General features: G+C 65.1%; 20 protein-coding genes and 1 tRNA gene. 11 read left to right on the forward strand and 10 right to left on the reverse strand.

All coding sequences use genetic code 11. The annotated features are described in order from the left end of the window. Nucleotides 1-27: 27 nt before the first annotated feature. Together AABA86_RS22015 and AABA86_RS22020 are read left to right on the forward strand one after the other, a co-directional pair. Complete coding sequence (locus tag AABA86_RS22015; RefSeq protein ID WP_212247760.1) at nt 28-1,176, forward strand: amidohydrolase; 1,149 nt, start codon at nt 28-30, stop codon at nt 1,174-1,176. A 103-nt stretch (nt 1,177-1,279) separates the two neighbouring features. Next, entirely contained in the window at nt 1,280-2,002 is a 723-nt protein-coding gene (locus AABA86_RS22020) for a DUF72 domain-containing protein (RefSeq protein ID WP_338308426.1), read from the forward strand. On the opposite strand, the gene AABA86_RS22025 is transcribed toward AABA86_RS22020, so the two are convergent. Together AABA86_RS22025 and AABA86_RS22030 are read right to left on the reverse strand one after the other, a co-directional pair. Next, complete coding sequence (locus tag AABA86_RS22025) at nt 1,999-3,186, reverse strand: CaiB/BaiF CoA transferase family protein (RefSeq protein ID WP_338308427.1); 1,188 nt, start codon at nt 3,184-3,186, stop codon at nt 1,999-2,001. The two genes, AABA86_RS22020 and AABA86_RS22025, sit on opposite strands and share 4 nt — an antisense overlap. A gap of 97 nt (nt 3,187-3,283) precedes the next feature. Next, the gene (locus tag AABA86_RS22030) at nt 3,284-4,636 is read right to left on the reverse strand and encodes a ferredoxin reductase family protein (protein WP_338308428.1); all 1,353 of its coding nucleotides are present in this window, start codon (nt 4,634-4,636) and stop codon (nt 3,284-3,286) included. Between the two features lie 282 nt (nt 4,637-4,918). Between AABA86_RS22030 and AABA86_RS22035 the strand changes: the two genes are divergently transcribed. Beyond that, a complete protein-coding gene (locus AABA86_RS22035) occupies nt 4,919-5,395 on the forward strand; it encodes a hypothetical protein (RefSeq protein WP_338308429.1) in 477 nt (158 codons plus the stop codon). A gap of 19 nt (nt 5,396-5,414) precedes the next feature. Here the strand turns inward: AABA86_RS22035 and AABA86_RS22040 are convergent, their stop codons facing one another. The 5 genes from AABA86_RS22040 to AABA86_RS22060 all read right to left on the reverse strand — a co-directional run bounded on the left by AABA86_RS22040 (nt 5,415) and on the right by AABA86_RS22060 (nt 10,733). Further along, nucleotides 5,415-7,700 carry a heavy metal translocating P-type ATPase gene (locus AABA86_RS22040; protein ID WP_338308430.1) on the reverse strand — a complete coding sequence of 762 codons (2,286 nt, stop codon included), beginning with the start codon at nt 7,698-7,700 and terminating at the stop codon, nt 5,415-5,417. A gap of 33 nt (nt 7,701-7,733) precedes the next feature. Continuing rightward, nucleotides 7,734-8,147: an EF-hand domain-containing protein gene (locus AABA86_RS22045; protein ID WP_433960972.1), complete on the reverse strand. Its 414-nt coding sequence runs from the start codon at nt 8,145-8,147 to the stop codon at nt 7,734-7,736. A 186-nt stretch (nt 8,148-8,333) separates the two neighbouring features. Further along, the gene (locus AABA86_RS22050; RefSeq protein ID WP_094892235.1) at nt 8,334-8,528 is read right to left on the reverse strand and encodes a DUF2783 domain-containing protein; all 195 of its coding nucleotides are present in this window, start codon (nt 8,526-8,528) and stop codon (nt 8,334-8,336) included. Then, nucleotides 8,525-10,162 (reverse strand): FAD-dependent oxidoreductase, encoded by a 1,638-nt coding sequence (locus AABA86_RS22055; RefSeq protein ID WP_338308431.1) that lies wholly within the window; start codon nt 10,160-10,162, stop codon nt 8,525-8,527. The genes AABA86_RS22050 and AABA86_RS22055 overlap by 4 nt, the downstream gene beginning before the upstream one ends. A gap of 28 nt (nt 10,163-10,190) precedes the next feature. Continuing rightward, complete coding sequence (locus AABA86_RS22060; RefSeq protein ID WP_212247743.1) at nt 10,191-10,733, reverse strand: VOC family protein; 543 nt, start codon at nt 10,731-10,733, stop codon at nt 10,191-10,193. A gap of 139 nt (nt 10,734-10,872) precedes the next feature. On the opposite strand from AABA86_RS22060, the gene AABA86_RS22065 reads away from it, so the two are divergent. Further along, nucleotides 10,873-11,346: a MarR family winged helix-turn-helix transcriptional regulator gene (locus AABA86_RS22065; RefSeq protein ID WP_338308528.1), complete on the forward strand. Its 474-nt coding sequence runs from the start codon at nt 10,873-10,875 to the stop codon at nt 11,344-11,346. Nucleotides 11,347-11,491: 145 nt separating this feature from the next. After that, nucleotides 11,492-12,673: an APC family permease gene (locus tag AABA86_RS22070; protein WP_338308432.1), complete on the forward strand. Its 1,182-nt coding sequence runs from the start codon at nt 11,492-11,494 to the stop codon at nt 12,671-12,673. A 199-nt stretch (nt 12,674-12,872) separates the two neighbouring features. On the opposite strand, the gene AABA86_RS22075 is transcribed toward AABA86_RS22070, so the two are convergent. Then, nucleotides 12,873-14,144: a hypothetical protein gene (locus AABA86_RS22075; protein WP_338308433.1), complete on the reverse strand. Its 1,272-nt coding sequence runs from the start codon at nt 14,142-14,144 to the stop codon at nt 12,873-12,875. Between the two features lie 286 nt (nt 14,145-14,430). Then, nucleotides 14,431-14,505 (reverse strand) — tRNA-Gln (locus tag AABA86_RS22080). 256 nt (nt 14,506-14,761) lie between these two features. Between AABA86_RS22080 and AABA86_RS22085 the strand changes: the two genes are divergently transcribed. Further along, the gene (locus AABA86_RS22085; RefSeq protein ID WP_212247738.1) at nt 14,762-16,540 is read left to right on the forward strand and encodes an acyl-CoA dehydrogenase; all 1,779 of its coding nucleotides are present in this window, start codon (nt 14,762-14,764) and stop codon (nt 16,538-16,540) included. Nucleotides 16,541-16,705: 165 nt separating this feature from the next. Here AABA86_RS22085 and AABA86_RS22090 read toward each other — a convergent pair whose 3' ends face one another. Beyond that, on the reverse strand, nt 16,706-17,944 hold the full coding sequence (locus AABA86_RS22090) for an MFS transporter (RefSeq protein ID WP_338308434.1): 1,239 nt from the start codon (nt 17,942-17,944) through the stop codon (nt 16,706-16,708). A gap of 219 nt (nt 17,945-18,163) precedes the next feature. Here AABA86_RS22090 and AABA86_RS22095 point away from each other — a divergent pair, with 219 nt between their 5' ends. The 5 genes from AABA86_RS22095 (at nt 18,164) to dxs (ending at nt 24,678) form a co-directional block, all read left to right on the forward strand. After that, entirely contained in the window at nt 18,164-18,922 is a 759-nt protein-coding gene (locus AABA86_RS22095) for an enoyl-CoA hydratase-related protein (RefSeq protein ID WP_212247733.1), read from the forward strand. A 172-nt stretch (nt 18,923-19,094) separates the two neighbouring features. Next, entirely contained in the window at nt 19,095-20,750 is a 1,656-nt protein-coding gene (locus AABA86_RS22100) for a bifunctional metallophosphatase/5'-nucleotidase (protein ID WP_338308435.1), read from the forward strand. A gap of 133 nt (nt 20,751-20,883) precedes the next feature. Then, a complete protein-coding gene (locus tag AABA86_RS22105) occupies nt 20,884-21,813 on the forward strand; it encodes a histone deacetylase family protein (RefSeq protein WP_028144213.1) in 930 nt (309 codons plus the stop codon). Nucleotides 21,814-21,886: 73 nt separating this feature from the next. After that, complete coding sequence (locus AABA86_RS22110) at nt 21,887-22,138, forward strand: exodeoxyribonuclease VII small subunit (protein ID WP_008132970.1); 252 nt, start codon at nt 21,887-21,889, stop codon at nt 22,136-22,138. A 611-nt stretch (nt 22,139-22,749) separates the two neighbouring features. After that, nucleotides 22,750-24,678, forward strand: a complete 1,929-nt coding sequence (gene dxs, locus AABA86_RS22115) for a 1-deoxy-D-xylulose-5-phosphate synthase (protein WP_028144212.1) — start codon at nt 22,750-22,752, stop codon at nt 24,676-24,678. Nucleotides 24,679-24,747 lie beyond the last annotated feature (69 nt).

A 24,747-nucleotide genomic window follows, 5' to 3' on the forward strand; every position in this document is an offset into this window, starting at 1 on the left:
ACCGAGATTTTGCGAGAGACCGCTGCCTTGACACCCGAGCTGCACCAGAAACTGACCGCGTGGCGCCGGCACCTGCATGCGCACCCGGAGCTGTCGCTCCAGGAGAGGGAGACCGCCGCCTTCGTGCAGGACAAGCTCACCGAGCTCGGGATTCCCTTCGAGGCGGGCATCGGCGGCCACGGCATCGTCGCGACCTTGACGCGCGGGCACGCGCGCACCCGCGTCGGCTTGCGCGCCGACATGGATGCGCTGCCGATCACCGAAGATACCGGGCTTGCCTACGCCTCCGGGACATCAGGCGTGATGCATGCCTGCGGCCATGACGGGCACACCGCCTCGCTGCTCGGCGCCGCTGCGCTGCTCGCCGCCGACAGCAGCTGGAGCGGCACGGTCGATTTCATCTTCCAGCCGGCCGAGGAAGGTTTTGGCGGCTCGCGCGCGATGGTCGCGGCCGGGCTGTTCGACCGCTTTCCGATGGAACGGGTGTTCGGCTTTCACAATTGGCCGGGCCTTGCCGCCGGCACCATCGCCGTGCATGACGGCGTCGTCATGGCCTCCGGCGGACGCATCACCATCACCATCGAGGGCCATGCCGGTCACGCCGGCATGCCGCATCTGACGCGCGATCCGGTGATGGCGGCGGGCCATCTGATCGTGGCGCTGCAATCGATCACCTCGCGCGGCGTCGATCCGCTCGACACCGCCGTGCTGTCGCTCTGCACCATTGAGGGCGGCACCGCGCCGAACCAGATCGCCGGACGCGTGACCATCCGCGGCACGCTGCGGTACCACCGCGAGGCGGTCAAGACCGTCATCCTCGACGGCATCGAACGGACCTGCGCCGGCATCGCGACCAGCTTTGGCGTCAAGGTGACGCCCGAGATCGTGATGGGCGTCGGCGTCGTGATCAACACGCCTGATGAGGCCGCCCTTGCTCGGATCGCCGCCGAGAAGGTGCAGGCCGAGGTGCGGCGCGACCTCGCGCCCAGCATGGCCGGCGAGGATTTTGCCCACTATCTCCAGCAGCGGCCGGGCGCGTTCGTCTGGATCGGCAACGGCGAGCTTCGCGAGGGCGCCGAGCTGCACGGTCCGCGCTACGATTTCAACGATGCGATCCTGCCGGTGGCATCGAGCTGGATGGCTGAAGTGGCCAAGACGGCGCTGGCGTCGAACTGATGAGGCGCGCGCTCCGCCGCGCCGACAGCAACATATTCTCTCCGCGAACGTTGCCTCTCACAAGGCGCGGCAGCTCCCGCCGCGTCCAAGGGATCGCATCTCGATGGCGCGCGTTCTGATCGGAACTTCGGGCTGGCATTACGATTCCTGGCGCGGCCCGTTCTTTCCCGAGGGCGTGACGCTGAAAGAGCAGCTGCGCTACTACGCCGGACAGTTCGACACCACGGAGCTGAACGGCGTGTTCTACCGCACGCCCACGCCTGAAGCCGTGAACGGCTGGCGCGAGCAGACCGGCCGCGACTTCGTCTTCGCCTGGAAGGCGTCGAAGTTCATCACGCACTGGAAGCGCCTGTCGGACCGCTCCGTCAACAGCCTCGAGCTGCTGGAGGAGCGCATCTCGCGGCTCGGCGGCAAGGCTGGTCCGATCCTGTTCCAGCTGCCGCCGCAATTCCAGGCGGATGCGGACCGCCTCGCATCCTTCTTCAAGCTGTTGTCGCGGAAACGGCGATACAGCTTCGAATTCCGTCATCCGAGCTGGTATCAGCCGCGCATCCTCAAAATGCTGGCGGACGAGAACATCTCGCTGTGCCTGTCCGACCATCACGATGCGCCCGCGCCATGGAAGCGCACGGCGGATTTCGTCTATGTGCGCGGACACGGGCCGGGCGGGCGCTATCACGGGCACTATACCAAGGCCGCGCTGGCGCAATGGGCGAAGCGCATCAAGTCATGGAAGCGGCAGGGCTGCGACGTTTATGTCTATTTCGACAACGACCAGAAGAGCGCGGCGCCCGCGGACGCCAAGGCGCTGAAGCAGTTGCTCTAGATGACACCGCCTTGCCGAAGCGCCGCGATCGCAGCCTCGTCATAGCCGAGCTCGGCGAGGACGCGATCAGTGTGCTCACCAAGCGTCGGTGGGCGGGTCGCGATCTCGCCCGGCGTTTCCGACAGCCGGACGGCCGCGCGCGTCACCGGCGCGGGCTTGGGCAGGCCGGGATAATCGACGTCCTGCATGAAGCCGGCGGCGCGGATGTGCGGATGATCCAGCGCCTGTTGCGGTGAGAGCACGGGCCCCGTCGGGATCATGGCCTCGCCCAGCGCGTCGACGGCCTCCTGCGTGGTGCGCTCGGCGCACCAGCGCGCCATCCGCTCGCTGATGACGGGTCCGTTGTTGCCGCGGCTGATATCGTCGGCAAAACGCGGATCCTTCAACCACAGCTCCTCCTCGCCCATCAGCCGCGCCCAGCGCTTGAACAGCGGATGTCCCGTGACCTGGCACAGCACCCAGCCGTCCCGGGTGCGGTAGATGTCGGCGGGCGCCGCGGTCTGGCCGAGATTGCCTGTCGGCACGCGATTGACGTTGATCACGGCCTGCTCGATCAGCGTCGCGTTGGTGAAGGACAGCGCGGTTGCGAGCAGCGCGCCCTCGACGACCTGCCCGCGCCCGGATTTGCCGCGCTCGATCAGCGCGGCGAGCGTGCCGAACGCGCAGTGCAGCGCGGTGCCGAAATCGACCCAGTTCACCGCGGCGCGGTACGGCGGATCGCCGGCGCCCGTCATGTAGACCGACCCCGACATGACCTGCCCGACGCCGTCGAAGCCGACCCGGTCGGACCACGGTCCCGGGCCGCCGAACGCGGTTGCGGTCGTCAGGATGATGTCGGGCTTGATCGCCTTCAAGGACTCATAGTCGAGCTTCATCGCGCGCAGGGTCTGCGGCGGCAGATTGGCGACGACGACGTCCGCGGTCGCAACCAGGCGGCGCATCACCTCCTGCCCCTCCGGCTTCATCGGATCGAGCGTGATGCACTTCTTGTTGCGGTTGACCTGGAGGAACAGCGCGCCCTCGCCGCCTTCGCCGACCGGCGCCACGAACCGATCCTCGCTGCCCTCGCGCTTCTCCACGCGAATGACCTCGGCGCCGAATTCGGCCAGCAAGGTCGCGCAATAGGGCCCGGCGATATAGCGCCCGAAATCGAGCACGCGCACACCCTCCAGAACTCCTCCCATCGATCCCTTCCCTGCGCCGCTTGCCCGTTGTTTTCCGCAGATTACAGGGACTGGCTGCGAGGGCAAGTTGGGAAGCGGGATGGACGTGCGGCTTTCATCATCGCATCGCGAACAGCTCCTGATGAAACCGCTGTTCGACGGGGAAGCCGTGCGCGCTGAGGTCTCGTCTGAGGGCTTCCCCAAAACCCGCCGGACCACAGAACCAGATGCTGGCCTCACGCCATTGCGGCACGGTTTCGCGAATGCGTTCGCCGGTCAGTCGTCCGTGACGGGCGTCGATGAGGACGTGGAGACGAACATTTGCCGAGCGCGCGTCTGCTGCGAGCTTGCCGAGGGCTTCCTCATCCACATCGGCGGTGGTGTGAAAGAGGTCAACCGCCTGCGCGACCGAGCAACCTGGAATATCCTCCGGCATGGCCATCTGTTTCATGCGGGCAACGAAGGGCGTGATGCCGATGCCACCGCCGATCCAGATCTGGTGCGAGCAATCGTCGTCGAAAGTGAAGCAGCCATAGGGCCCTTCCACCTTCACCTCCTGCCCGACACGGAGCTTCTGCCGCAGCCGGCTGGTGTGGTCCCCGAGTTCCTTTGTGATGAAGACGATCCTGGGGTCTGCGGCATTCCAGCACGAGGCGATCGTGTAGGGGTGCGCGCCCTCGGAGACATCCGACGTGGCGAAGGCGAACTGGCCCGGCCTATGCCCCGGCCAGCCATGGGGCACTTCGATCTCGGTCTCGATGGCCCTGACGCCGGGATAATATTTGAGCGAGGTGATCCTGCCCTGGACCTGGCGACGGGCGCCAATGCGCCGCAACAGCGCGACAGCCGCCGCCCATGTCCCGAACGCAAGCAGCGCCCCCACGATCCAGCCGAGCGGCGACATCCAGTAGCTGAACTTCATCAGCGTGACGGCGTGAAACACCAATACCAGATACGCGACCGCGAGGAGCCGATGCGTCTTGTAGAAGAGCCGATAGGGGAACATTTGAACGAGCGCCAAGGCAATCAGCACGACAGCGCCGTAGAAGGCCCACTCGCCCAGCCCCTCCGCCGGTCCATGCAGGCCGTCAAAGAAGGCCTCGATCGGATTTTCGATGGCAGGCCTTGCCCCACGCTGCGGTCGCGTCAGCAACCCCCAGCCGACCGCCCATTTCGGGGCATTGGCCCAGAGCCAATGGATAATGGCAGTCACGAGGGCGGCGATACCGAGCCATTTGTGCAAGCGGTACATCTTGTCGAGGCCGCCCAGCCACGCCTCCGGCCAACGTGGTCGCAGCGCGAGGATCATCGCCATGCTCATGCAAACGATTGCCAGGACGCCGCTCAGCTGCACCATCCTCTCGCGAAGCGGGAAGAAGGAGCCCGGCCCAAATGGCTGGGGCTCCGCAACCAGCCACAGCAGGACGAGAACCGCCAGACTGCCCCAAAATACCCGTTTGAGATTCCGCATGCCGTCCTTGCCTCACAACGTTACGGCGCCAGCTTGACCTGATCGCGCCGCGTTGCATTGAGCTGACTCAAGCCTGATCGTGATGACCTGCACGGGCTGGTCGAGGCAGAGCGTGAAGGATTCTCTTTCAGCTCGTCGCCTGACGGCCGCCTGAAACCGCCCTGCGACGCGTCCTGCGTCGCGGGGCCGCAGCTCATTCCGTTCAAGACTTTGCTCCAGCGCAAACTCCTGAATGCCGCAAACTCCCACCTGAGAGCAAAGAAGCTCTTCGGAGGAAATCCCGTGATCATCTCAACCAAATCGCTCATACCCGCAGCCCTCGCGCTCTGTCTCGTCCTGGGGCAGTCTGCTCTCGCCGCCGGACCACACACGCATGAAGGACCAACCACGACCGCCGGGCCGGTGCTCGACCACGGCAAGAAGTGGCCGACCGATGACGTCTTGCGCCGCGGCATGGACGACATCAGTCTCGCGATGAGGCAATCGCTGGTACCCATTCACAGTAATGTGTTTACGCCTGCGCAATACGAGGCTCTGGCGACGCGAATCCAGGCGCAGGTCGATGACGTCGTGGCAAACTGCAAGCTGCCCGAGCAGGCCGATCAGCAACTTCACCTTGTCCTCGAGCAGATCATCGACGGCGCGGCCAAGATGAAGACCGGGACCAGCCGCGATCAGGGAGCCGTGACGATCGTGCGGGCGCTCGCTCAGTACGGCAAGTATTTTGACCATGCCGGCTGGCAACCGCTGGAGCATTGAGGTCGATTGCCGCTGCCGCCTATGCGGCCACGGCCTCGTAGATGTCCTCCTCCTGGGCCGTGTGCATGCGCACCAGCGTTTCGATCGCCTCGATCACGCGCTGAGCGTCACGAATAAGGTAGCGGTCGATCTTCTCTGACGGCAGATCCTCCGCGATCCGGGCGAGCAGCCGCGCGAGATGCAGTATCTCGCGATGCGCACGGCTCATGGCGGAGAGCCCGTGGCGGTCGCGCAGCACCTCGGTGAGCTTCGGATAGACGCTGTCTTCATCCTCGCGTTCGTGCATCACGACGCTGCCCTGGACCAGTCGGTGGGCCTCGCCAATCAAAGTCGCGGCGGATTCGGGCACCGCATCGTCCAGCGCATCGACGATCTGCCGCAGGCGGTCGAGATCCCTAAGCAGGGCCTGATGATCATGATGCAACGTCAGCCCCTGCTCCGCGGTGAGGCGCGGACCGCTCCTGACGAGGGGCGGATTGAGCGCTCGCAACGCGTTCAGGATGACGGCAACATCGATCACTTCCTGAACGATCGCGGCGGGTACGGGATCGAGCCAGCCAAGGCTGGCCGCGACCATGGCTACCAATGACAGCCCCATCCCGACGAAGATGCTTTGCAGGGCAATGTGCCGCGCGCGCTGGGCGATGATGATCGCTTCGCCGACCCGATCGAGCCGATCCGTGAGGATCACCACATCTGCCGCCTCGGAGGAAGCGCTTGCACCGCGCGCACCGAGCGCGATCCCCGTGTCAGCCACGGCCAGCGCCGGGGCGTCATTGATGCCGTCGCCGACCATGATGGTCGGATGCAGCCGCTGTTCGCTACGCACCGCTTCGACCTTGTCCGAGGGAACGCGATCGGCCAGCACGGCATCGAGATCGAGCGCCGCTCCGATGGCCTGCGCCGCCGCGGCGCGATCACCCGTGACCATCACCATGCGCGCAATGCCGGCATCGCGCAGCAGCCGGATCGCGCGTGGCGTATCGGCTCGCAATTCGTCTGCCAGCAGCAACGCGCCGATCAGACGGCCGTCCACCGCGACGAAGACGATCAGCGCCGAGCGCCACGAGGCACGTCTAATCGCCCGCAACTCCCATGGCGACAGCTCGGCTCGCGAGAGAAGCATTTCTCGCGAGCCCGCCATGACCTGGCGTCCGTCGATCTGGCCGCTGAGGCCGGAACCCATGGTCTCCTTGACCTGTTCCGGCGGCTTCAGCTTGAGCCCCTGGGCGAGGGCCGCAGCGACGACGGCCTTCGCGAGCACGTGATGCGAAGCTTGCTCGAGCGACGCCCCGAGCGTGAGGACCTCATCCGGATCCTCGCCCGGCGCAACCTCTACGGACAGCAACCGCGCTCCGCCCACGGTCAGGGTACCGGTCTTGTCGAAGAGCACGGTGTGCGCATGGGCCAACGCCTCCAGCGCCTTCCCGCCCTTGACCAGGATGCCGCGGCGGGCTGCTTGCGCCACCCCGGCGATGAAGGCGACAGGTGCGGCCAGAATCAAGGGACACGGCGTCGCCGCCACCAATACGGCAAGGCTGCGGGTCACGTCGCCGGAGATGTGCCATGCCACGAAGGAGATGACGAGTGTCACCGGCAGGAAGATCAGCGCATACCGGTCGGCCAACCGCACAAAGGGAGCTCTCGCTGTTTGCGCCACAGTCACCATGCGCACGATGCCCGCATAGGTACTCTCGCTGGCCGCCGCGGTCACGGTCAATTGGAAGGTCTCGCCCGCATTCAGAGAGCCGGAAAGAACGGCGCTTCCGCGGGTCTTCTCTACCGGAATCGGCTCGCCCGTCACCGCGGACTCGTCGATCGCAGCGAAGGCCGACGCAACGACACCGTCGACCGGCACGATCTCGCCGGCTTTAACCAGAAGCTCTTCGCCGACCGCGACGTCCTCGATCGGAACATCCTCGATCCGCTCATCGGACTTGCGATGGACCTGCCGGGGCGCCCGATCAACCAGGGATCGCAGATCGTGCTCCGCCCGTGCGATCGCGATCTCCTCCAGAACATTGCCGCCGGAATACATCAGCGCGACCACGGCGCCTGCGAGCGGCTGTCCGAGCGCCAACGCCGCACTCATCGACAGCAGCGCGATCGCGTCCACTCCGACGCGGCCCCGCAGCAGGTCCTGGACGATCGAGACCGCCAATCCTGCAATCACGGGCGCCGTGCCGAGCGCCCACGCGACATCGGCCAGATCAGGCCGACCCGCGGCCCGCGCCAGAGTACCCGCAGTCAATCCTGCGATTGCGATCGCAACCAGAGCCCATCGCAAGACCCGATCATACGACATGGCTTGGCGCGCCCGCCCTTCGGTTTCCGCTCGCTATTGCTGCGGGACGGAGCTCTTGTTCCTGTGCATGAACGCCATCATCTCGTCGAAGGTCAGCTTCCCGTCCTTGTCGCGGTCCATTGCCTTGAAAATTCGTTCGTGCGCGACCTGAAACTCGGGCAACGAGACGGTCCCGTCGCCATCGGCATCTATCAGCGCGAAGATGATGCGGAAGGGGACCGGCGGCTCCATGGCGTCACCGCCTGTCGCGCCATGCCCCTTCATTCCTTGTCCCATCATTCCGCGCCCCATCATGTCTCCACCGCGCGTCGGGCTCTGCCGCTCGGCGGACGGGCTGGCAGGAGAGCTCGACTGCGGCGACGCCGGCGTCTGCTCCTGTCCGGGATGATGACCTTGATGGTCCGCCGCCGATTGAGCCAAAGCTGGCTGGCCCAGGATGGCGAACAACAACGCTGCAACAACGGTTCGACCTAGCATGGCGCTTCCTCCGGCCTTGGTGTGTGCCTGACGAGGTTGTCGAACTTCACCGAACTTACCTTGAGCCAGGTCAAGAAAGCGGCGAGATCGCGCAAGTGGGCCCCCCGCCGGCGCAGCCAGCGGCCTCCTCTGCGGAAGAAGCGATGTTCCCGTGTGTCAGCCACCACCGGTGCGGGCGCAGCCGATCGCCTCCGTCAGGACCTTGCGGTCGCCGATGTGATTGGCGAGCAACAGGATCAACCGGGCGTTCATCCGCAGCGCCTGCTCCTCGTCGAGGTCGCGCTGGCTGTTGATCAACTCGGCGTAGAAGTCGTCGGGATCGGCGATGTTCGGTGACAAATTGAGGGTCATGCTGCCAGCTCCTTCCGTCCGGCGGTGTCGTGCCCGGAGGCCCGCAACATCGCATCCGCGATCTTTGCCTCGTCGAATCCGGTCCAGCGTGCCGCGACATATTGATCGGGGCGGAACAGGTAGCTAGTCCCGGGCGAAGCGCCGTAGCGCTCGGCAAGCAGGCCGGAGGGATCGGCGATGTCGCGGCCGACGACAATGAGCTTCGCTTTGAGGGGACCCACCGCGATCTCGGTCTTGTCGGTCTCCTTGCCAAAGGCCACGACCGTGAAGCCATCGCCGAGACAATGGAGGAACCAGCCGGGTTTGCCATCCACCGTGATCGGCGCATCGGCCGCATTGGTGCCGGGCCGCACGCCGTCCATCATCGCGTCGTCATCGGAGGTATTGAGCGACGACGTCACGTAGGGCGTCGGCGTGGAGAGACGGCCGCTGTTGACCAGCGGCCGCGCAAAGCCGTGATGCCGGGCGAGCTCCAGCACCGCGTCACGGAAATAGCGGCTCGGCTTCGTCTTCGGCGTGATGAAGTCGGTGGCGCGCGTCGAGTTCAGGATGTTGTCGTCGGCGGCATAGGCGCGCTCTTCGTGATAGCTGTCGAGCAGCGCTTCCGAGGCTTCGCCGCGCAGCACCATCGCGAGCTTCCAGGCGAGATTGTCGATGTCCTGGACGCCGGTGTTGGCGCCGCGCGCGCCGAACGGCGAGACTTGATGCGCGGCGTCGCCGGCGAACAGCACCCGGCCCTGGCGGAAATTGTCGATGCGCCGGCAGGCGAACTGATAGATCGAGACCCATTCCAGCGCGAACTCGGTCTCCTCGCCGAGCATGGCGCGGATGCGCGGGATCACCCGCTCCGGCCTCTTTTCCTCATCGGGATCGGCGTCCCAGCCGAGCTGGAAGTCGATGCGCCAGATCTTGTCCGCCTGCCGGTGCAGCAGCACGGACTGGCCGCGGTGGAACGGCGGATCGAACCAGAACCAGCGCTCGGTCGGGAAATCCGCCTTCATGGCGACGTCGGCGATCAGGAAGCGGTCCTGGAAGAACTGTCCCGTGAACTCGGCGCCGACCATCTTGCGCACGTCAGAATTGGCCCCGTCGCAGGCGATCACCCATTGCGCCTCCATGGTGAAGATGCCGTCGGGCGTTTCCACCACCAGCGTCGCATGGTCGGCGGCCTGCTTCAGGCTGATCAGCCGGTGCTTCCAGCGCAGCTCGATCAGCGGATTGGCCCTGCATTTGGCGACCAGGATCTCCTCCAGATGATATTGCTGCAGATTGATCATGGCCGGCCATTGGTGGTCGGTCTCGGGCAACAAATCGAACTGGTAGGACAGCTGGTCCTGGAAGAAGACCCTCCCGACATTCCAGCTCACCCCGCGGTCGACCATGGGCGCCGCGCAGTCGAGGCGGTCCCAGATCTCGAGCGGACGCTTGGCGTAGCAGACCGCGCGCGAGCCGATCGAGACGGTGTCGTTGTCGTCGAGCACCACGACCGGCTGGCCGCGCGCCGCGCAGTCGAGCGCTGCGGTCAGGCCGATGGGACCCGCGCCGACCACCACGATTGGATGCCGCTTCACGATGCCTTCGGCCTGCTCCACGGAGCGCCGGTAACCGAACTTCGGATAGATGTAGCTCGTCATGTTCGCTTCCTGATGCGCGTGCCGGGGATCAATGCGCGTCCGCGAATTCCTTCTCGTGCATCCAGGCGGTGTGACGCGGCGGGCGCTTGGTGCGCGACCATTCCTCGACCATCTCGTGGGCGACCGACTTCATGCGGTCGATCTGCTCGGGCGTCGCGGTCCAGGCCGCGATCTCCAGGCGATGGCCGCTCGGGTCGCGGAAATAGATCGACTTGAAGATGGTGTGGTCGGTGACGCCGACGACGTCGAGGCCGGCGGCCTCCGCGCGCGCCTTGGCCTCTTCGAGCTCGGCGAGGTCCTTGACCTGGAAGGCGATGTGCTGGGTCCACTCCGGCGTGTTGGGATCGCGGCCCATCGGCGGCGAGTTCGGCAGCTCGAAGAAGGCGAGGATGTTGCCGTTCCCGGCGTCGAGGAAGATGTGCATGTAGGGATCGGACGCCTTGGTCGAAGGCACCCGATCCTCGGCAATGGCGCCGAGAAGATCCATGTTCATGACGGTCTTGTAGAACTCGACGGTCGCCTTGGCGTCGACGCAGCGATAGGCGACGTGATGGATCTTCTCGATTTTCATGGCGTTTCGCTCCCTGGATTTGCGGTTGCGAAATTGGTATCAGATGTTACTATTTATTGAGTTTGATCTGGATCAATCCGCTCCGAAGAATTTTTCGGGTGGACCGGCGAAGGGGACTCGCGTGACGGGACGTTCGAGCGTGGCGCGCGGGGAAGCGGCCAAAGCCGCAACGGCGCAGGACGGCGTCGAGCTGGACCTGCAGCGATATTTTCCGTACCGGCTGGCACGCCTTGCCGAGCAGGTGTCGCTCGCGGTTGCCGAGGTCTATTCCGAGCGCTTTGCGTTGACACGGCAGGAATGGCGCGTGCTCGCCATTCTCGGCATGCGCCCGGAAATTGCGACCAAGGAGATCGGCCCGCTGACGACGCTCGACAAGATGCAGGTCAGCCGCGCGGTGCAGGGCCTGGAGTCGCGCGGCATCGCCAGCCGCAAGCACCATCCCGACGACCGGCGCGAGCTGATCGTCTCACTGACCCCAGCGGGTCGCGCGCTTTATCGCAAGATCGTGCCTTTCGCGCTGGCGCGGGAGACGAAGCTGCTTGGGGCGCTGACCGCCGAGGAAGCGGCAGTGCTCGACCGGGTGATGCGCAAATTGTCGGCCGCGCTGAGCTAGCCGGCGGCCATCCCTGCATTTGATCGGCCTCAAGCGCTGCGCGGAGACAGGTGGCAAACAGTTGCTATATTCGCCCCTGCGCATCTCAGCTCTCGGATAGATAATGACGCCTCGGAACACGCCGAAGCTTGTTCGATCCCTCACGTTGACTCATGCGGTCCTCTATGGGCTCGGCGTCACGATCGGTGCAGGGATTTACGTTCTGGTCGGAGCGGCGGCCGCGCGGAGCGGCATGCACGCGCCGTTGGCGTTTCTTGCCGCGGCATTCGTGATGGGGATGACCGCGGGAACGTTTGCGGAATTGGGCACACGGATGCCGGTTGCGGCAAGCGAGGCAGCCTACGTCCAGACTGCCTTCCATCGAAAATGGCTTGGCGGCGCCACTGGGCTGCTGGTGGTCGCGGCGGCGACGATTTCCGGCGCCACCATCAGCGTGGGAAGCGCCGGCTATCTCGGCGTCTTCCTTCCACTCCCGTCTCCCTGGATCATTGCCGGCGTCGTGCTGGCGATGGGGGCCGTCGCCTGCCTCTCTGCGGTCCAGTCCATCAGCTTCGCCGGCGTGATGACGGTCGTGGAAATCGGAGGATTGCTTCTCATCGTCGCGGCGGGCTTGTTCGAGGGCGGCTCGCTGGTGTCGCGGCTGCCCGAACTGTGGCCCGCGACCGGCGATCTGGGAGCCTGGACCGGGATCGCCCAGACCTCGCTGCTGGCCGTATTCGCCTTCATCGGCTTCGAGCACCTCGTCAACATCTCGGAGGAGATGAAAAATCCTCGCCGGACCTTGCCGTGGGCGCTCTTCATCACGCTGGGTGCGACGGCGATTCTCTACGCAGCGGTGGTCTGGATCGCCGTCACCGCTGTGCCGCCAACCGAGCTCGCCCGCTCGTCTGCTCCGCTGGCATTGGTTTTTCAGCGGCTGACGGGACTTCCTCCGCAGATTCTTGGTGCGATTGCGATCGTGGCCACGGTCAATGGCATCATCGTCCACATGATCATGATCGGCCGTGTGCTGTACGGCTTGGCCGACCAAGGCAATCTTCCGCCGATCCTCGCCAAGGTGAGCCCCCGAACCGGCACGCCCATCATCGCGACCCTGTGTGGCGTTGCGGCCATCCTGATCCTCGCACTCGCCGTTCCGCTCACTGGACTGGCCGAGTGGACCTCGCGATTGACACTCGCAATCTTCGTCCTGGTCAATTTGGCGCTTCTTCGCATCAAGCTGACGGAGCCGAAGGCGCCGTCTGGCGTGTTCGTCGTGCCGGCATGGGTGCCTGTCGCGGGACTGCTCACGAGCGCCTCTGTGCTTCTGATCGATCTCATCGGGTGAGGCCGGCTGGCCGGCTCACCTGGGACAGACCAGCATTCTTGTCACTGGGACGGCATGGAGGGCCGAGCGATGCGCAAAGCGCGGGGCAACGCGGGCCAGTCGGAGACGGCTGGCGACGCAGCTCCCAGCTGGGCCGATATCTTAGCAATTTCAAACATATGTGCGGTCTCGCACATGGAAGCGCGTCGACGAGGCGGTGCTAGACAATAAAAACCGGTGCGAACCCACCGCCCGGCGTTCGAAAATTGGTTGTCTGCCCCTGATAGAGGCGAGCCGCCATCAGCAAGACCTGACCGTCATAGACGTAGAGCCGAACGTCCATCTTGCGAGGCTCGTCGCTGCCGCCAAGCCTGACGATGCGTTCGCTGGGCGCTGCAAACTCCTGGGCGACGTATCCGCTTTGGACGATTTCCGCCCACACCCCCTTAGTCACTTTTGCTCCTCGATAGACCGCCTTGCTGCCGTAGCCGCTCGCCGGTTTGAAGAACCAATTCTTGCGCGTCGTCCAGAGCTGCTCTGCATTGTCCGATGTAACGAGCACGGTGCGTGGCACCCCCGAGAGATCCTGCATTATCGGCGCCGGAACGCCCCATGAGCGCAACCGTTCGCGATCCGACAATAGCGCGAGGTTACGCTTATCGGCGAGCAAGGCATGGATATGAGGGTTGGGCGTCACAACGATCGCACCATCCATATAGGCCGACCGCAAAGCTGCGTGTTCTGGCCTGTCGAGCGAGAAATCGACGACGCGATTATAGACGAGGTCGATCGTCCGTTCGCCAAGGCAAAGCTGACCGTTTACGTATGTCAGAGCGCTCGCATCAGCGATCACCGCATCGATGCCATGCCTCAGAAAGAGCTGCCTTGCCAGCAGGAATTCCGGATAGAGATATTGCGCCTCCGGCTTATCATCGACAATCGCGATCCGCCTTGGCCTGCCCTTGCCTCGCTGACTGATCCACTCCTGTTCGAACATGCGCAAGACGGCCGGCTCGAATTCATCCACGTGAGATCTCATCAATCCGACTTCGACCTCGCGACAGCATGCACGCTGCGCCTTGGCCAACAACGCGTTCAGGAAAGCGCCTCCGGCATTCGTATTCACTTCGATCAATTTGGGGCCGTCGGAACTCACATGGAAGTCGTATCCCATGAACGCTCCTCGCGGTCCGAAATGTTTCGAGGCGATCGGAGGGGCCCACGCCAATGAGGCCTGTTGATATGCCGGCAACTCCGCCACACTCTCGATCGCACGCACGATGCGGGTCATCCCGTGTGTGACTGCTTCCGAAAGAAACACGGGGGCATTCGAGAAAAGATTTGGGCGCTCTTTGGCAACGCTCGCACAGATTTCGCGATCGCCGGCTACCCTCTCCACCTCCCGACACAACGCGTCGTGGTCGAGGGTAATGCAGAAGCACTCGCGATTGAGGAGATCGGATACTGCCGAGGCGGGTAGAACGTCGTTCATCAATCGACCCTCGGTTCAAGGCACGATGCCCTATCCCATGGGAATTTTATCCGCCGACGACCATTCTGATTTGCGATTGATCAATCTCCGCCCCGTCGCAGCGCCCTCTCGTGTCAGTGCGATAGTGTTCTCGATCCGAGCGCCGGCGGCCCCAGCAAGAATCCAACCGCGAGGACGGAGATGTCCGACAGAGCTCCCCGTTTGTGCAGCGGGAATGTGTCGCAGCCCTGCGCTTCAGCCCCCGGCCAGGCCGATTCATCAGTCATTCAAACGACGGAGGGCTCGCTGGCTGGGGCGGGAGGGATCGAACCTCCGAATGGCGGAATCAAAATCCGCTGCCTTACCGCTTGGCTACGCCCCAACAGGCGACCTGAGGCCGGCGGAAGAACTGGCTACCGCAGATTCCCTTGGTCGCAGCCGGTCTATAGGGAGCGGCGCAGCATTTCAACCGCCTGGAGGGGCAAAATACCACAGCCCCTGGATCGGCCCCGCCACACTCTCTTTATGGGGCCCGCGACGGCCCAATTCCGGCCGTCACCGTCCCGCCCCTCCCGCCCATTGAGACCTCCCCCATTTCATGGGAATAGGGCGCCAAGACCTGTCCACGGGAGTGAACCATGACCTACCGCGCGCCGATTTCTGACATGCTGCTGTCGCTCAATCACGGCGCCGGCCTCAAGGCCGCCGTGGAGGCCGGTCACTACGGCGATTTCGATGCCGACATCGCCGCGGCCGTGCTGGAGGAAGCCGGCAAGTTCGCAACCGACGTCCTGGCCCCGCTCAACAAGGTGGGCGACGAGCACGGCATCAAGCTCAGCGACGGCAAGGTGACGACCGCGCCGGGATGGCCGGACGCCTACAAGCGCTGGACCGAGGGCGGCTGGAACGCGGTATCCGGCCCTGAAGATTTCGGCGGCCAGGGCCTGCCGATCGCGATCAATGCGGCCTGCACCGAGATCTGGAGCGCGGCCAACGTTGCCTTCGGCCTCTGCCCGCTGCTGACGGCCTCGGCGATCGAGGCGCTGGACGCGCATGGCAGCGACGAGCTCAAGAAGATCTATCTCGAGAAACTCGTCTCCGGCGAATGGACCGGCACGATGCAGCTGACTGAGCCGCAGGCCGGTTCCGACGTCGGCGCGCTGCGCACCCGCGCCGAGAAGCAGGCCGACGGCACCTACCGCATCAAGGGGACGAAGATCTTCATCACCTATGGCGAGCACGACATGACCGACAACATCGTGCATTTCGTGCTGGCGCGTCTGCCCGACGCGCCCGCCGGCACCAAGGGGATCTCGCTCTTCCTCGTGCCCAAGTTCATGATCAACGACGACGGCTCGCTGGGGCAGCGCAACGACATCTTTGCCTCAGGCGTCGAGCACAAGCTTGGCATGCATGCCTCCCCCACCTGCACCATGACGATGGGTGATCATGGCGGCGCGATCGGTTTCCTGATCGGCGAAGAGAACCAGGGCATGCGCTGCATGTTCACGATGATGAACCAGGCCCGCCTCGGCGTCGGCCTCGAGGGCGTCGGCGTTGCCGATCGCGCCTATCAGCTGGCTTTGTCGTACGCGCAGGAGCGCAAGCAGGGCCGCGCCGTCGGCAGCAAGAGCGACGGCTCGGAGGCCATCTTCGTGCATCCCGACGTCAAGCGCATGCTGATGCGGATGCGGGCTCAGACCGCCGCCGCGCGCACCATCTGCTATGCGACCGCGGTCGCGCTCGACGTCTCGACGCGCGCCAGGGATCCCAAGGTGCGCGCCGATGCCGCCGCGCGCGCGGCGCTGCTGACCCCGATGGCAAAAGGCTATTCCACCGACATCGGCAACGAGGTCGCCTATCTCGGCGTGCAGGTGCATGGCGGCATGGGCTTCATCGAGGAGACCGGTGCGGCCCAGCATTACCGCGATGCCCGCATCACCGCGATCTACGAAGGCACCAACGGCATCCAGGCGATCGACCTCGTCACGCGCAAGCTCGCGGCCAATGGCGGCGCTGCCGTCTGGGCGCTGCTCGACGAGCTCGCAGCGACGGTCAAGAAAGTCGAAGCGTCGAACGATCCGGCTTTTGGCACCACGGGCGTCAAGCTGCGCGAAGCGCTGGAGGCCTTGACGCGCACCAGCAAGTGGCTGCTTGAGCGCGTGACGTCCGCGCCGAACGAGGCGCTTGCCGGCGCGACGCCGTATCTGCAGCAGTTCGGCTCGACGCTCGGCGGCTGCCTGCTCGCCTCCGAGGCGCTCGCCGCCAAGGCCGACGGCAACACGGACGCCGCGCGCTACGTCTCGCTGGCACGCTTCTTCGCCGAGAACATCAGTGTGCAGGCCGGCGCGCTCGAGCGCACCGTGACGGAAAGCGCGGAATCGGTCGCGGCGGCGGATGCGGTGCTGCTGGGGTAAGTTGGCCGCTCGTGTCCCGGACGCGCTGCAACGCGTAGCGTTGCTGCGCAGAGCCGGGACCCAAGCCAAGAAAGCGATCGCGGTGACATGGGCCCCGGCTCTGCAGCGCACCGCTGAAGGAGCGTTGCGCTGCGTCCGGGGCACGAGAGTGCAAACCTGCGCTGCCTACGAAGCTGCGAGCTTTGCCGTTCTCCCCGGCCGCCACAACACGACGCCGGCCGCCACGAGATCGAGCGCGACACACATCGCAAAAGCCGCCGTGTAGTTGCCGGTGAAGCTGCGCACGAGGCCGACGATGCCGGGGCCGAAGGCGCTGACGACGCCGCTGATCGAGGTGCCCAATCCCATTGCGGCGGCGAAGGCGCCGGCGCCGATCTCGCGCTGGATGATCAGGGGCGGAAACGTGATCATGTTGCCGATCGAGAAGCCGTAGACGGCGCAGCACACCAGCAGCACCGTCGGACTCGTGCTCTGCACGAGAACGAACAGCGCCGCCGCCTGGCTCGTCATCGACGCCGCGCAGGCGAGGCGCGGATCGAGCCGGTCGACGAACAGGCCGAGCGACAGGCGGCCGACCACCGCCATCGCCGCCATGATGGTGACCGCGCCGCCGGCGGCCGAACGGCCGATCAGCGGCTCGAGAAAACTCACCTGGTGGATGATGAATCCCATCTGCGCCAGCAGCGCGATCGCGATCGGCAGCACCATGGTCCAGAACGCCGCGTTGGCGAGCAGCGCTTTGCGGGAATGGCTTGGCGCGGCCGCGCTCCCGCCGGAAGGGCGTCCGCCCGAGGCCGCCGAGGTCCCGGCGGGCCAGCCGATGAAGGTCACGACCACCGGCAGCACCAGCACCATCATCGCGAGCGTGGCCGCCAGCATGGCGGAGCGAAATCCGATGCTGCCGGTCAACGACAGCAGCAGCGGAACGAGGATGATGCCGCCGCAGGTCGCGCCGTTGAACGCGAGGCTGAGCGCGAGCCCGCGCCGGCGTTCGAACCAGGAGTTCAGCACGGTTGCGATCACCACGGTACCCATGCCGGTCCAGCCGACCGACATCAGCGCATAGGCGAGATAGAGCTGCCAGGGCGTCTGCATCAGCGCCAGCAGCACCGTCGAGGCGCCGAGCGCCGCCAGGCCGCACAGGATCAGCGACCGCAAGCCGATGCGGGCGAGCAGATCGTCGGTGAAGATGACGAGGACGGAGGTCAGGAGAAACGAGAAGGTGCTGGCCGCGGAGACCAGCGTGCCCGGCCAGCCATGGGCGCGCTGCAGCTCGGCGAGATAGACGCCCTGGCCGTACAGGCCGAAGCCGAACATGAAGAAGGCCATCAGGAAGCAGGCCAGCACGACGCGCCAGCCGCGGTAGTGCAACGAGGATTCGTCGACGCGGGTTGCGGCAATCATCAATCGGGCAATCAAGCCAAATGGAACCGCGCGGGATCGTGCACCACAACCACCGGTTTTTCAAATGAAACATTGTAGCCAATTGTTGCGGCGCGGGGCCACGCGCCGGCCTTACGGGAATTCGACGCCGAAAAGGTTGAGCGAGCGCATTGGCACGCCTGCGGGATGATGTAGGCTGATGCTTGCAAGTCTCGCGAGCGGCGAGCGCAGGGGGTTCTCATGCCGAACGGCAACATCGTCCTCACCGAGGAGCGCGGAACGCGCGTGATCACCCTGCGCCGTCCGGGCAAGAAGAACGCGATCACCCAGGACATGTATCGGGAGATGAGCCGCGCGATCGACACCGCGCAGAACAACCCTGATATCCGCTGCATGATCATCACCGGCGGCTCCGGCGTGTTCACCGCCGGCGACGACATCGACGATTTCATGCACGCCGACACCTCGCGCCCCGAGACGCTGTCGGAGGGTGCCAAGTTTCTCTATTCGCTCGCCCTCAACGTCAAGCCGATCATCGCCGCCGTCGACGGCGCCTCGATCGGCATGGGCACCGTGATGCTGTTTCACTGCGACTACGTGCTGGCCTCGAACGCTGCGACCTTTTCCGCGCCCTACATCCATCTCGGGCTGGTGCCGGTCGGCGCCGCCAGCCTCTTGATGCCGAACACGATGGGATATCAGCGCGCCTTCGCGATGCTGGTGATGGGGCGGACCTTTTCCGCCGCGGAGGCGCACGCGGCAGGCTTCGTCAACACCGTGGTATCGCCGGGACATACCGAGGTCGAGGCGCGCAAGGTGGCGCGCGAGATCTGCCGGCTGCCGGCCGAGGCGGTCGCAACCTCCCGCAAATTGCTGCGCGCTCCGGCCGAAGATCTCACCCGCCGCATCGACCAAGAAGGCCATTTGTTCGGCGAGCGGCTCAAGTCGGATGAAGCGGTGGCGGCGTTCGATGCGTTTGCGAACCGGAAGAAGCGGTAGGGTGCGATCAGCTCAATGGTCGTCATTCCGGGGCGCGACAAAGTCGCGAGCCCGGAATCCATTCATCCACCAGCTCTGCCGCACAATGGATTCCGGGCTCGCGCCTCGCGCGCTCCGGAATGACAGCGAGAACTTTCGTGAAATCTTCGCGCGGAACGACTAATCTTGTTCCATGCGATACCGATCCATCCTCGCCGCCCTCACTCTCGCCTCCGCCCTCCCCGCCTCGGCCCAAACCGCCGCGCCGGTCGAGCTGCGCATCCTTGCGATCAACGATTTCCACGGCAATCTGCGCCCGCCGCCCGGCGGCATCCGCATCGCCGATCCCGAGGACGGAGCCAGGAAGGTGATGGTGGCGGCCGGCGGCGCCGAATACATGGCGACGCTGGTGAAGCAGCTGCGCGAAGGGCACAAGAACACGATCTTCGTCGCCGCCGGCGACCTGATCGGCGCGAGCCCGTTCCTGTCGGCGATGTTTCACGACGAGCCTTCGGTGGAGGCGCTTTCGCTGATGGGCCTTGCGATCAGTTCGGTCGGCAATCACGAGTTCGACGAGGGCATGACCGAGCTGCTCAGGATGCAGAACGGCGGCTGCCATCCGGTCGACGGCTGCCAGGGGCCGCATCCGTTCACGGGTGCCAAATTCCGTTATCTCGCCGCGTCCACCATCGATACCGCGACGGGCAACAGCGTGCTGCCTCCCACCGAGATCCGGGAATTCGAGGGCATCCCCGTCGCCTTCATCGGGCTCACCTTGAAGGAGACCGCGGGCATCGTCTCACCGTCCGGCATTGCCGGACTCGAATTCCGCGACGAAGCCGCGACGGTGAACGCGCTGGTGCCGCAGCTGAAGGCGCGCGGCGTCGAGGCGATCGTGGTGCTGATCCACCAGGGCGGCGAGCCCGCCGGCGACTACAATGAATGCCCCGCCATCACGGGGCCGATCGTCGATATCGTCAAAAAATTCGACCGCGCCGTCGACGTCGTCGTCAGCGGCCACACCCACCGCGCCTATGTCTGCGACATCGACGGGCGGCTCGTCACCAGCGGCGACAAATACGGCACGCTGGTCACCGCGATCGATCTCAAGCTCGATCCTGTAACCCGCGACATCGTCAGCGCCAAAGCCGAGAACGTCATCGTCGCCAATGCCTCGCTGGCGAAGGACGCCGAGCAGACCGCGCTGATCGAGGCCTATGACAGGCTCTCGGCGCCGATCGCCAACCGGCCGGCCGGATCGGTGACGCAGACGCTGTCGCGCGTGCCGAACGAGGCCGGCGAAAGCGCACTCGGCGACGTCATCGCGGACGCGCAGCTCGCCGCGACCCGGGCGGCCCAGGATGGCAGCGCTGTCATCGCGCTCACCAATCCGGGCGGCATCCGGACCGACATCGTCCCGAGGGAGAACGGCGCGATATCCTTCGGCGATGTTTTCGCCAGCCAGCCATTCCGCAACCGCCTCGTTACGATGACGCTGACGGGCAGTCAGCTCAAGGACATGCTCGAGCAGCAATGGCTAGACCCGAAGCGGCCGCGGATTCTCCAGGTGTCGAACGGGTTCAGCTATGCCTGGGATGCGTCGAAGCCATTCGGCGAGCGCGTGATCGCCGACAAGATGATGCTCAACGGCAGGCCGATCGAGCAAGCCAGCGGCTACCGCGTCACCCTCAACGATTACCTCGCGGTCGGCGGCGATGGTTTTACCGTCGCCAAACAAGGCACGGCGCCGCAATATGGCGGCTACGACGCGGACGCGCTGTTCGCGTTCTTCCGGGCACACGGACCGATCGGCCCGCTGCCGCTGAGCCGCATCCTGCGCGTGAATTGATCCGAATCAAACGGGCCAGAACGGGACAACCCTTTGCCATTCCCGTTCAAGCGCATAGATTGGGTTTTGCATTGCGTTTTGGCGCCGGATGCGCCAAGCGACGTCGAAAGCCCGCATCCATGAGGCCGACCTGATGAGCACGCTTCTCCTTTCCCACAAGGCCTGCCTCGACCATGTCACCCCGCCGGGACATCCTGAAAGGCCGGATCGCCTGCGTGCGGTGGAGGAAGCGCTGTCGCATGAGCGCTTCCAGTTCCTGGTGCGCGACCAGGCGCCGGAGGGCGATCTCGATCTCGTCACGCTGTGCCACAACGAGCACTACGTCACCGAGCTGCGCCACATCGCACCGAGCAGCGGGCAGGTCTATATCGACGGCGACACCTCGATGTCGCCGGGCACGTGGGAAGCGGTGATGCGCGGCGTCGGCGGCGCGGTGGCGGCGACCGAAGCGGTGATGGCGGGCGAGCATCGCAACGCCTTCGTCGCGGTGCGCCCGCCCGGCCATCACGCCGAGATCGGCAAGCCGATGGGCTTCTGCTTCTTCGACAACGTCGCCATCGCCGCCCGCCACGCCCAGCGCAAATACGGCATCAAGCGTGCTGCCATCGTCGATTTCGACGTGCATCACGGCAACGGCACGCAGGACATCTTCTGGTCGGACCCGACCGTGATGTATTGCTCGACGCACCAGATGCCGCTGTTTCCCGGCACCGGCGCCACGGGCGAGCGCGGCGACCACGACACCATCGTCAACGCGCCGCTCGCCTCCGAGGACGGCGGGCCGGAATTCCGCTCCGCGTTCGAGAATTTGATCCTGCCGCAGCTCGAAAAATTCAGCCCCGAGCTTGTCGTCATCTCCGCCGGCTTCGATGCGCATTATCGCGATCCGCTGGCCTCGCTGAATTTGCGCGCGGAGGATTATGCCTGGGTGACGCGCAAGCTGATGGATCTCGCCGACAAGTCCGCGGGGGGGCGCGTTGTTTCGGTGCTCGAGGGCGGCTATGACCTGCAAGGACTGAAAGAATCTGTTACGGCGCATGTCGGCGCCCTGATGGGCGCCTGACAAGCCCGCCACATTAAGCCCGCAAAACCCGCCTTCACTGCAAGGAAAGCGAATCGGGCAATCGGAAACGGATATGGCCGAAAATACTCAAGTCGACGTCTCCAGGCTCACCTTCGAGCGCGCGATCGAGGAACTCGAAACGATCGTGAAGCGGCTCGAGGACGGCAAGGTGCCGCTCGAGGAATCCGTGACGATCTACGAGCGTGGCGAGGCGCTGAAGCGCCGCTGCGAGGAATTGCTGCGCCAGGCCGAGGCGCGCGTCGACAAGATCACCACTGATGCCAGCGGCCAGGCCACCGGCACCGCGCCGCTGGACGTGCAGTAAGGAAGGCCGAGCTTCCCCCTCAGTTTCCCCTGATGGCAGGCCCCGCGAAACTCATCACAGGAGCGTGGCCGCCCGCATCGATTTCATGATTGCACGGCGCTGTCCCGCCAGGCAGCGGGGTCCGTGCAGGCGCATCGATGCCATCCGCTCCGGAAATTCGTCCCTCAGGACCAAAAAAGATCTCATTCAGGCGAAAAAGCCTGCCAGGGAACCCGCCAAGGCTGGAACCCCTTGTCCTGAGCCACAGTTAACCACTCTGGCCCGCCGGTTGCATCTGCATACCCCTAATCGGTCCGGCGGGTTGGCTTTGGCCCAAGCTTTGGTGTAAAGCTGCGCGGAGTGTGGCTTTTTGCAAGCCTTGCGTGGGCAGAGAATTCCGACGACAAGCGCTTCAAACTGCTAATGAAATTGGCTGGGACGGACGAAGCCGATCTAAGTGACAGGGATCACAGAGACTGAACCGGAGCGCACTTAAGCTTACCTAAGCTTGAAGACGGGGCCTTGCCCCATGCAGGTGGCTCCGACGGTTTGAGGACTCGCGCTGCGCCGATATTGTGCAAACCCATCGCGCACCGGAATGACCTTCCGGCGCTGACAAATTGGAAATCGCCGTGAACGCATACAGTAAAACGCCGCTTCTCGACACCATCCGGACACCGGACGATCTGCGCAAGCTCAAGATCGAGCAGGTTCGCCAGGTCGCCGACGAGCTGCGGCAGGAGACCATCGATGCCGTCTCGGTGACCGGCGGTCACTTCGGCGCGGGCCTCGGCGTGGTCGAGCTCACCACCGCGATCCATTACGTCTTCGACACGCCGCGCGACCGGCTGATCTGGGACGTCGGCCATCAGGCCTATCCGCACAAGATCCTCACCGGCCGGCGCGACCGCATCCGCACCTTGCGCACCGGCGGCGGACTGTCCGGCTTCACCAAGCGCAGCGAGAGCGATTACGATCCGTTCGGCGCGGCGCATTCCTCGACCTCGATCTCCGCCGGCCTCGGCATGGCGGTGGCGCGCGACCTCTCCGGCGGCAAGAACAACGTTATCGCCGTGATCGGTGACGGCGCGATGTCGGCCGGCATGGCCTATGAGGCCATGAACAATGCGGGTGCGATGAACTCGCGCCTGATCGTGATCCTCAACGACAACGACATGTCGATCGCGCCGCCGGTCGGCGCCATGAGCGCCTATCTGTCCCGGCTGTACTCCGGCAAGACCTATCGCACGCTGCGCGATGCGGCCAAGCAGATCAACAAGCGCCTGCCCAAGATCATCGCCAACCGCGCCAACCGCGTCGAGGAATATTCCCGCGGCTTCATGATGGACGGCGGCACGCTGTTCGAGGAGCTCGGCTTCTACTATGTCGGCCCGATCGACGGCCACAATCTCGACCATCTGCTGCCCGTGCTGAAGAACGTGCGCGACATGGAGACCGGACCGATCCTGGTCCACGTCGTGACGCAGAAGGGCAAGGGCTACGGCCCGGCGGAAGCGTCCGCCGACAAGTACCACGCCGTCGTCAAGTTCGACGTCGCGACCGGCACCCAGGCCAAGGCCAAGCCGAATGCACCGGCCTACCAGAACGTGTTCGGCCAGAGCCTCGTCAAGGAAGCACAGAAGGACGACAAGATCGTCGCCATCACCGCGGCGATGCCGTCCGGCACCGGTGTCGACATCTTCAACAAGGCCTTCCCCGACCGCACCTTCGACGTCGGCATCGCCGAGCAGCACGCGGTGACCTTCGCCGCCGGCCTTGCCAGCGAAGGCTACAAGCCGTTCTGCGCGATCTATTCGACCTTCCTGCAGCGCGGCTATGACCAGATCGTCCATGACGTCGCGATCCAGAACCTGCCCGTCCGCTTCGCCATCGACCGTGCCGGCCTCGTCGGCGCCGACGGCGCCACGCATGCCGGCTCGTTCGACAACGCCTATCTCGGCTGCCTGCCCAACATGGTGATCATGGCGGCGGCCGACGAAGCCGAGCTCGTGCACATGGTGGCGACCCAGGTCGCGATCGACGACCGTCCGAGCTCGCTGCGCTATCCGCGCGGCGAAGGCCGCGGCATCGAGATGCCCGAGGTCGGCATTCCGCTCGAGGTCGGCAAGGGCCGCGTGATCCGCCAGGGCAGCAAGATCGCCCTGCTCTCCTTCGGCACGCGCCTCGCCGAGTGCGAGAAGGCGGCCGATGAGCTCGCAGCCCATGGCCTGTCGACCACGATCGCCGATGCGCGCTTCATGAAGCCGCTGGATACCGAGCTGGTGCTCAAGCTTGCCCGCGACCACGAGATCCTGATCACGATTGAGGAAGGCTCGGTCGGCGGTTTCGGCTCGCATGTCGCGCAGTACCTGACCGATCAGGGCGTGCTCGACACCGGCATGGTCAAGTTCCGCTCGATGGTGCTGCCCGACGTGTTCCAGGACCACGACACCCCGGCCGCGATGTACGGCCGCGCCGGTCTCGACGCCAAGGGCATCGTCGCCAAGGTGTTCGAGGCGCTCGGCAAGGACGTGAAGGCCGAGACGGTCAAGCTGGCCTAACGGCCGTTGTCTTCACCTCTCCCGCTTGCGGGAGAGGTCGGATCGCCTCGGCGATGCGAAGCATCGTCC

The sequence above is a fragment of the Bradyrhizobium sp. TM233 genome (genome assembly GCF_036247965.1).
In the GTDB taxonomy this organism is placed as follows: domain Bacteria; phylum Pseudomonadota; class Alphaproteobacteria; order Rhizobiales; family Xanthobacteraceae; genus Bradyrhizobium; species Bradyrhizobium ottawaense.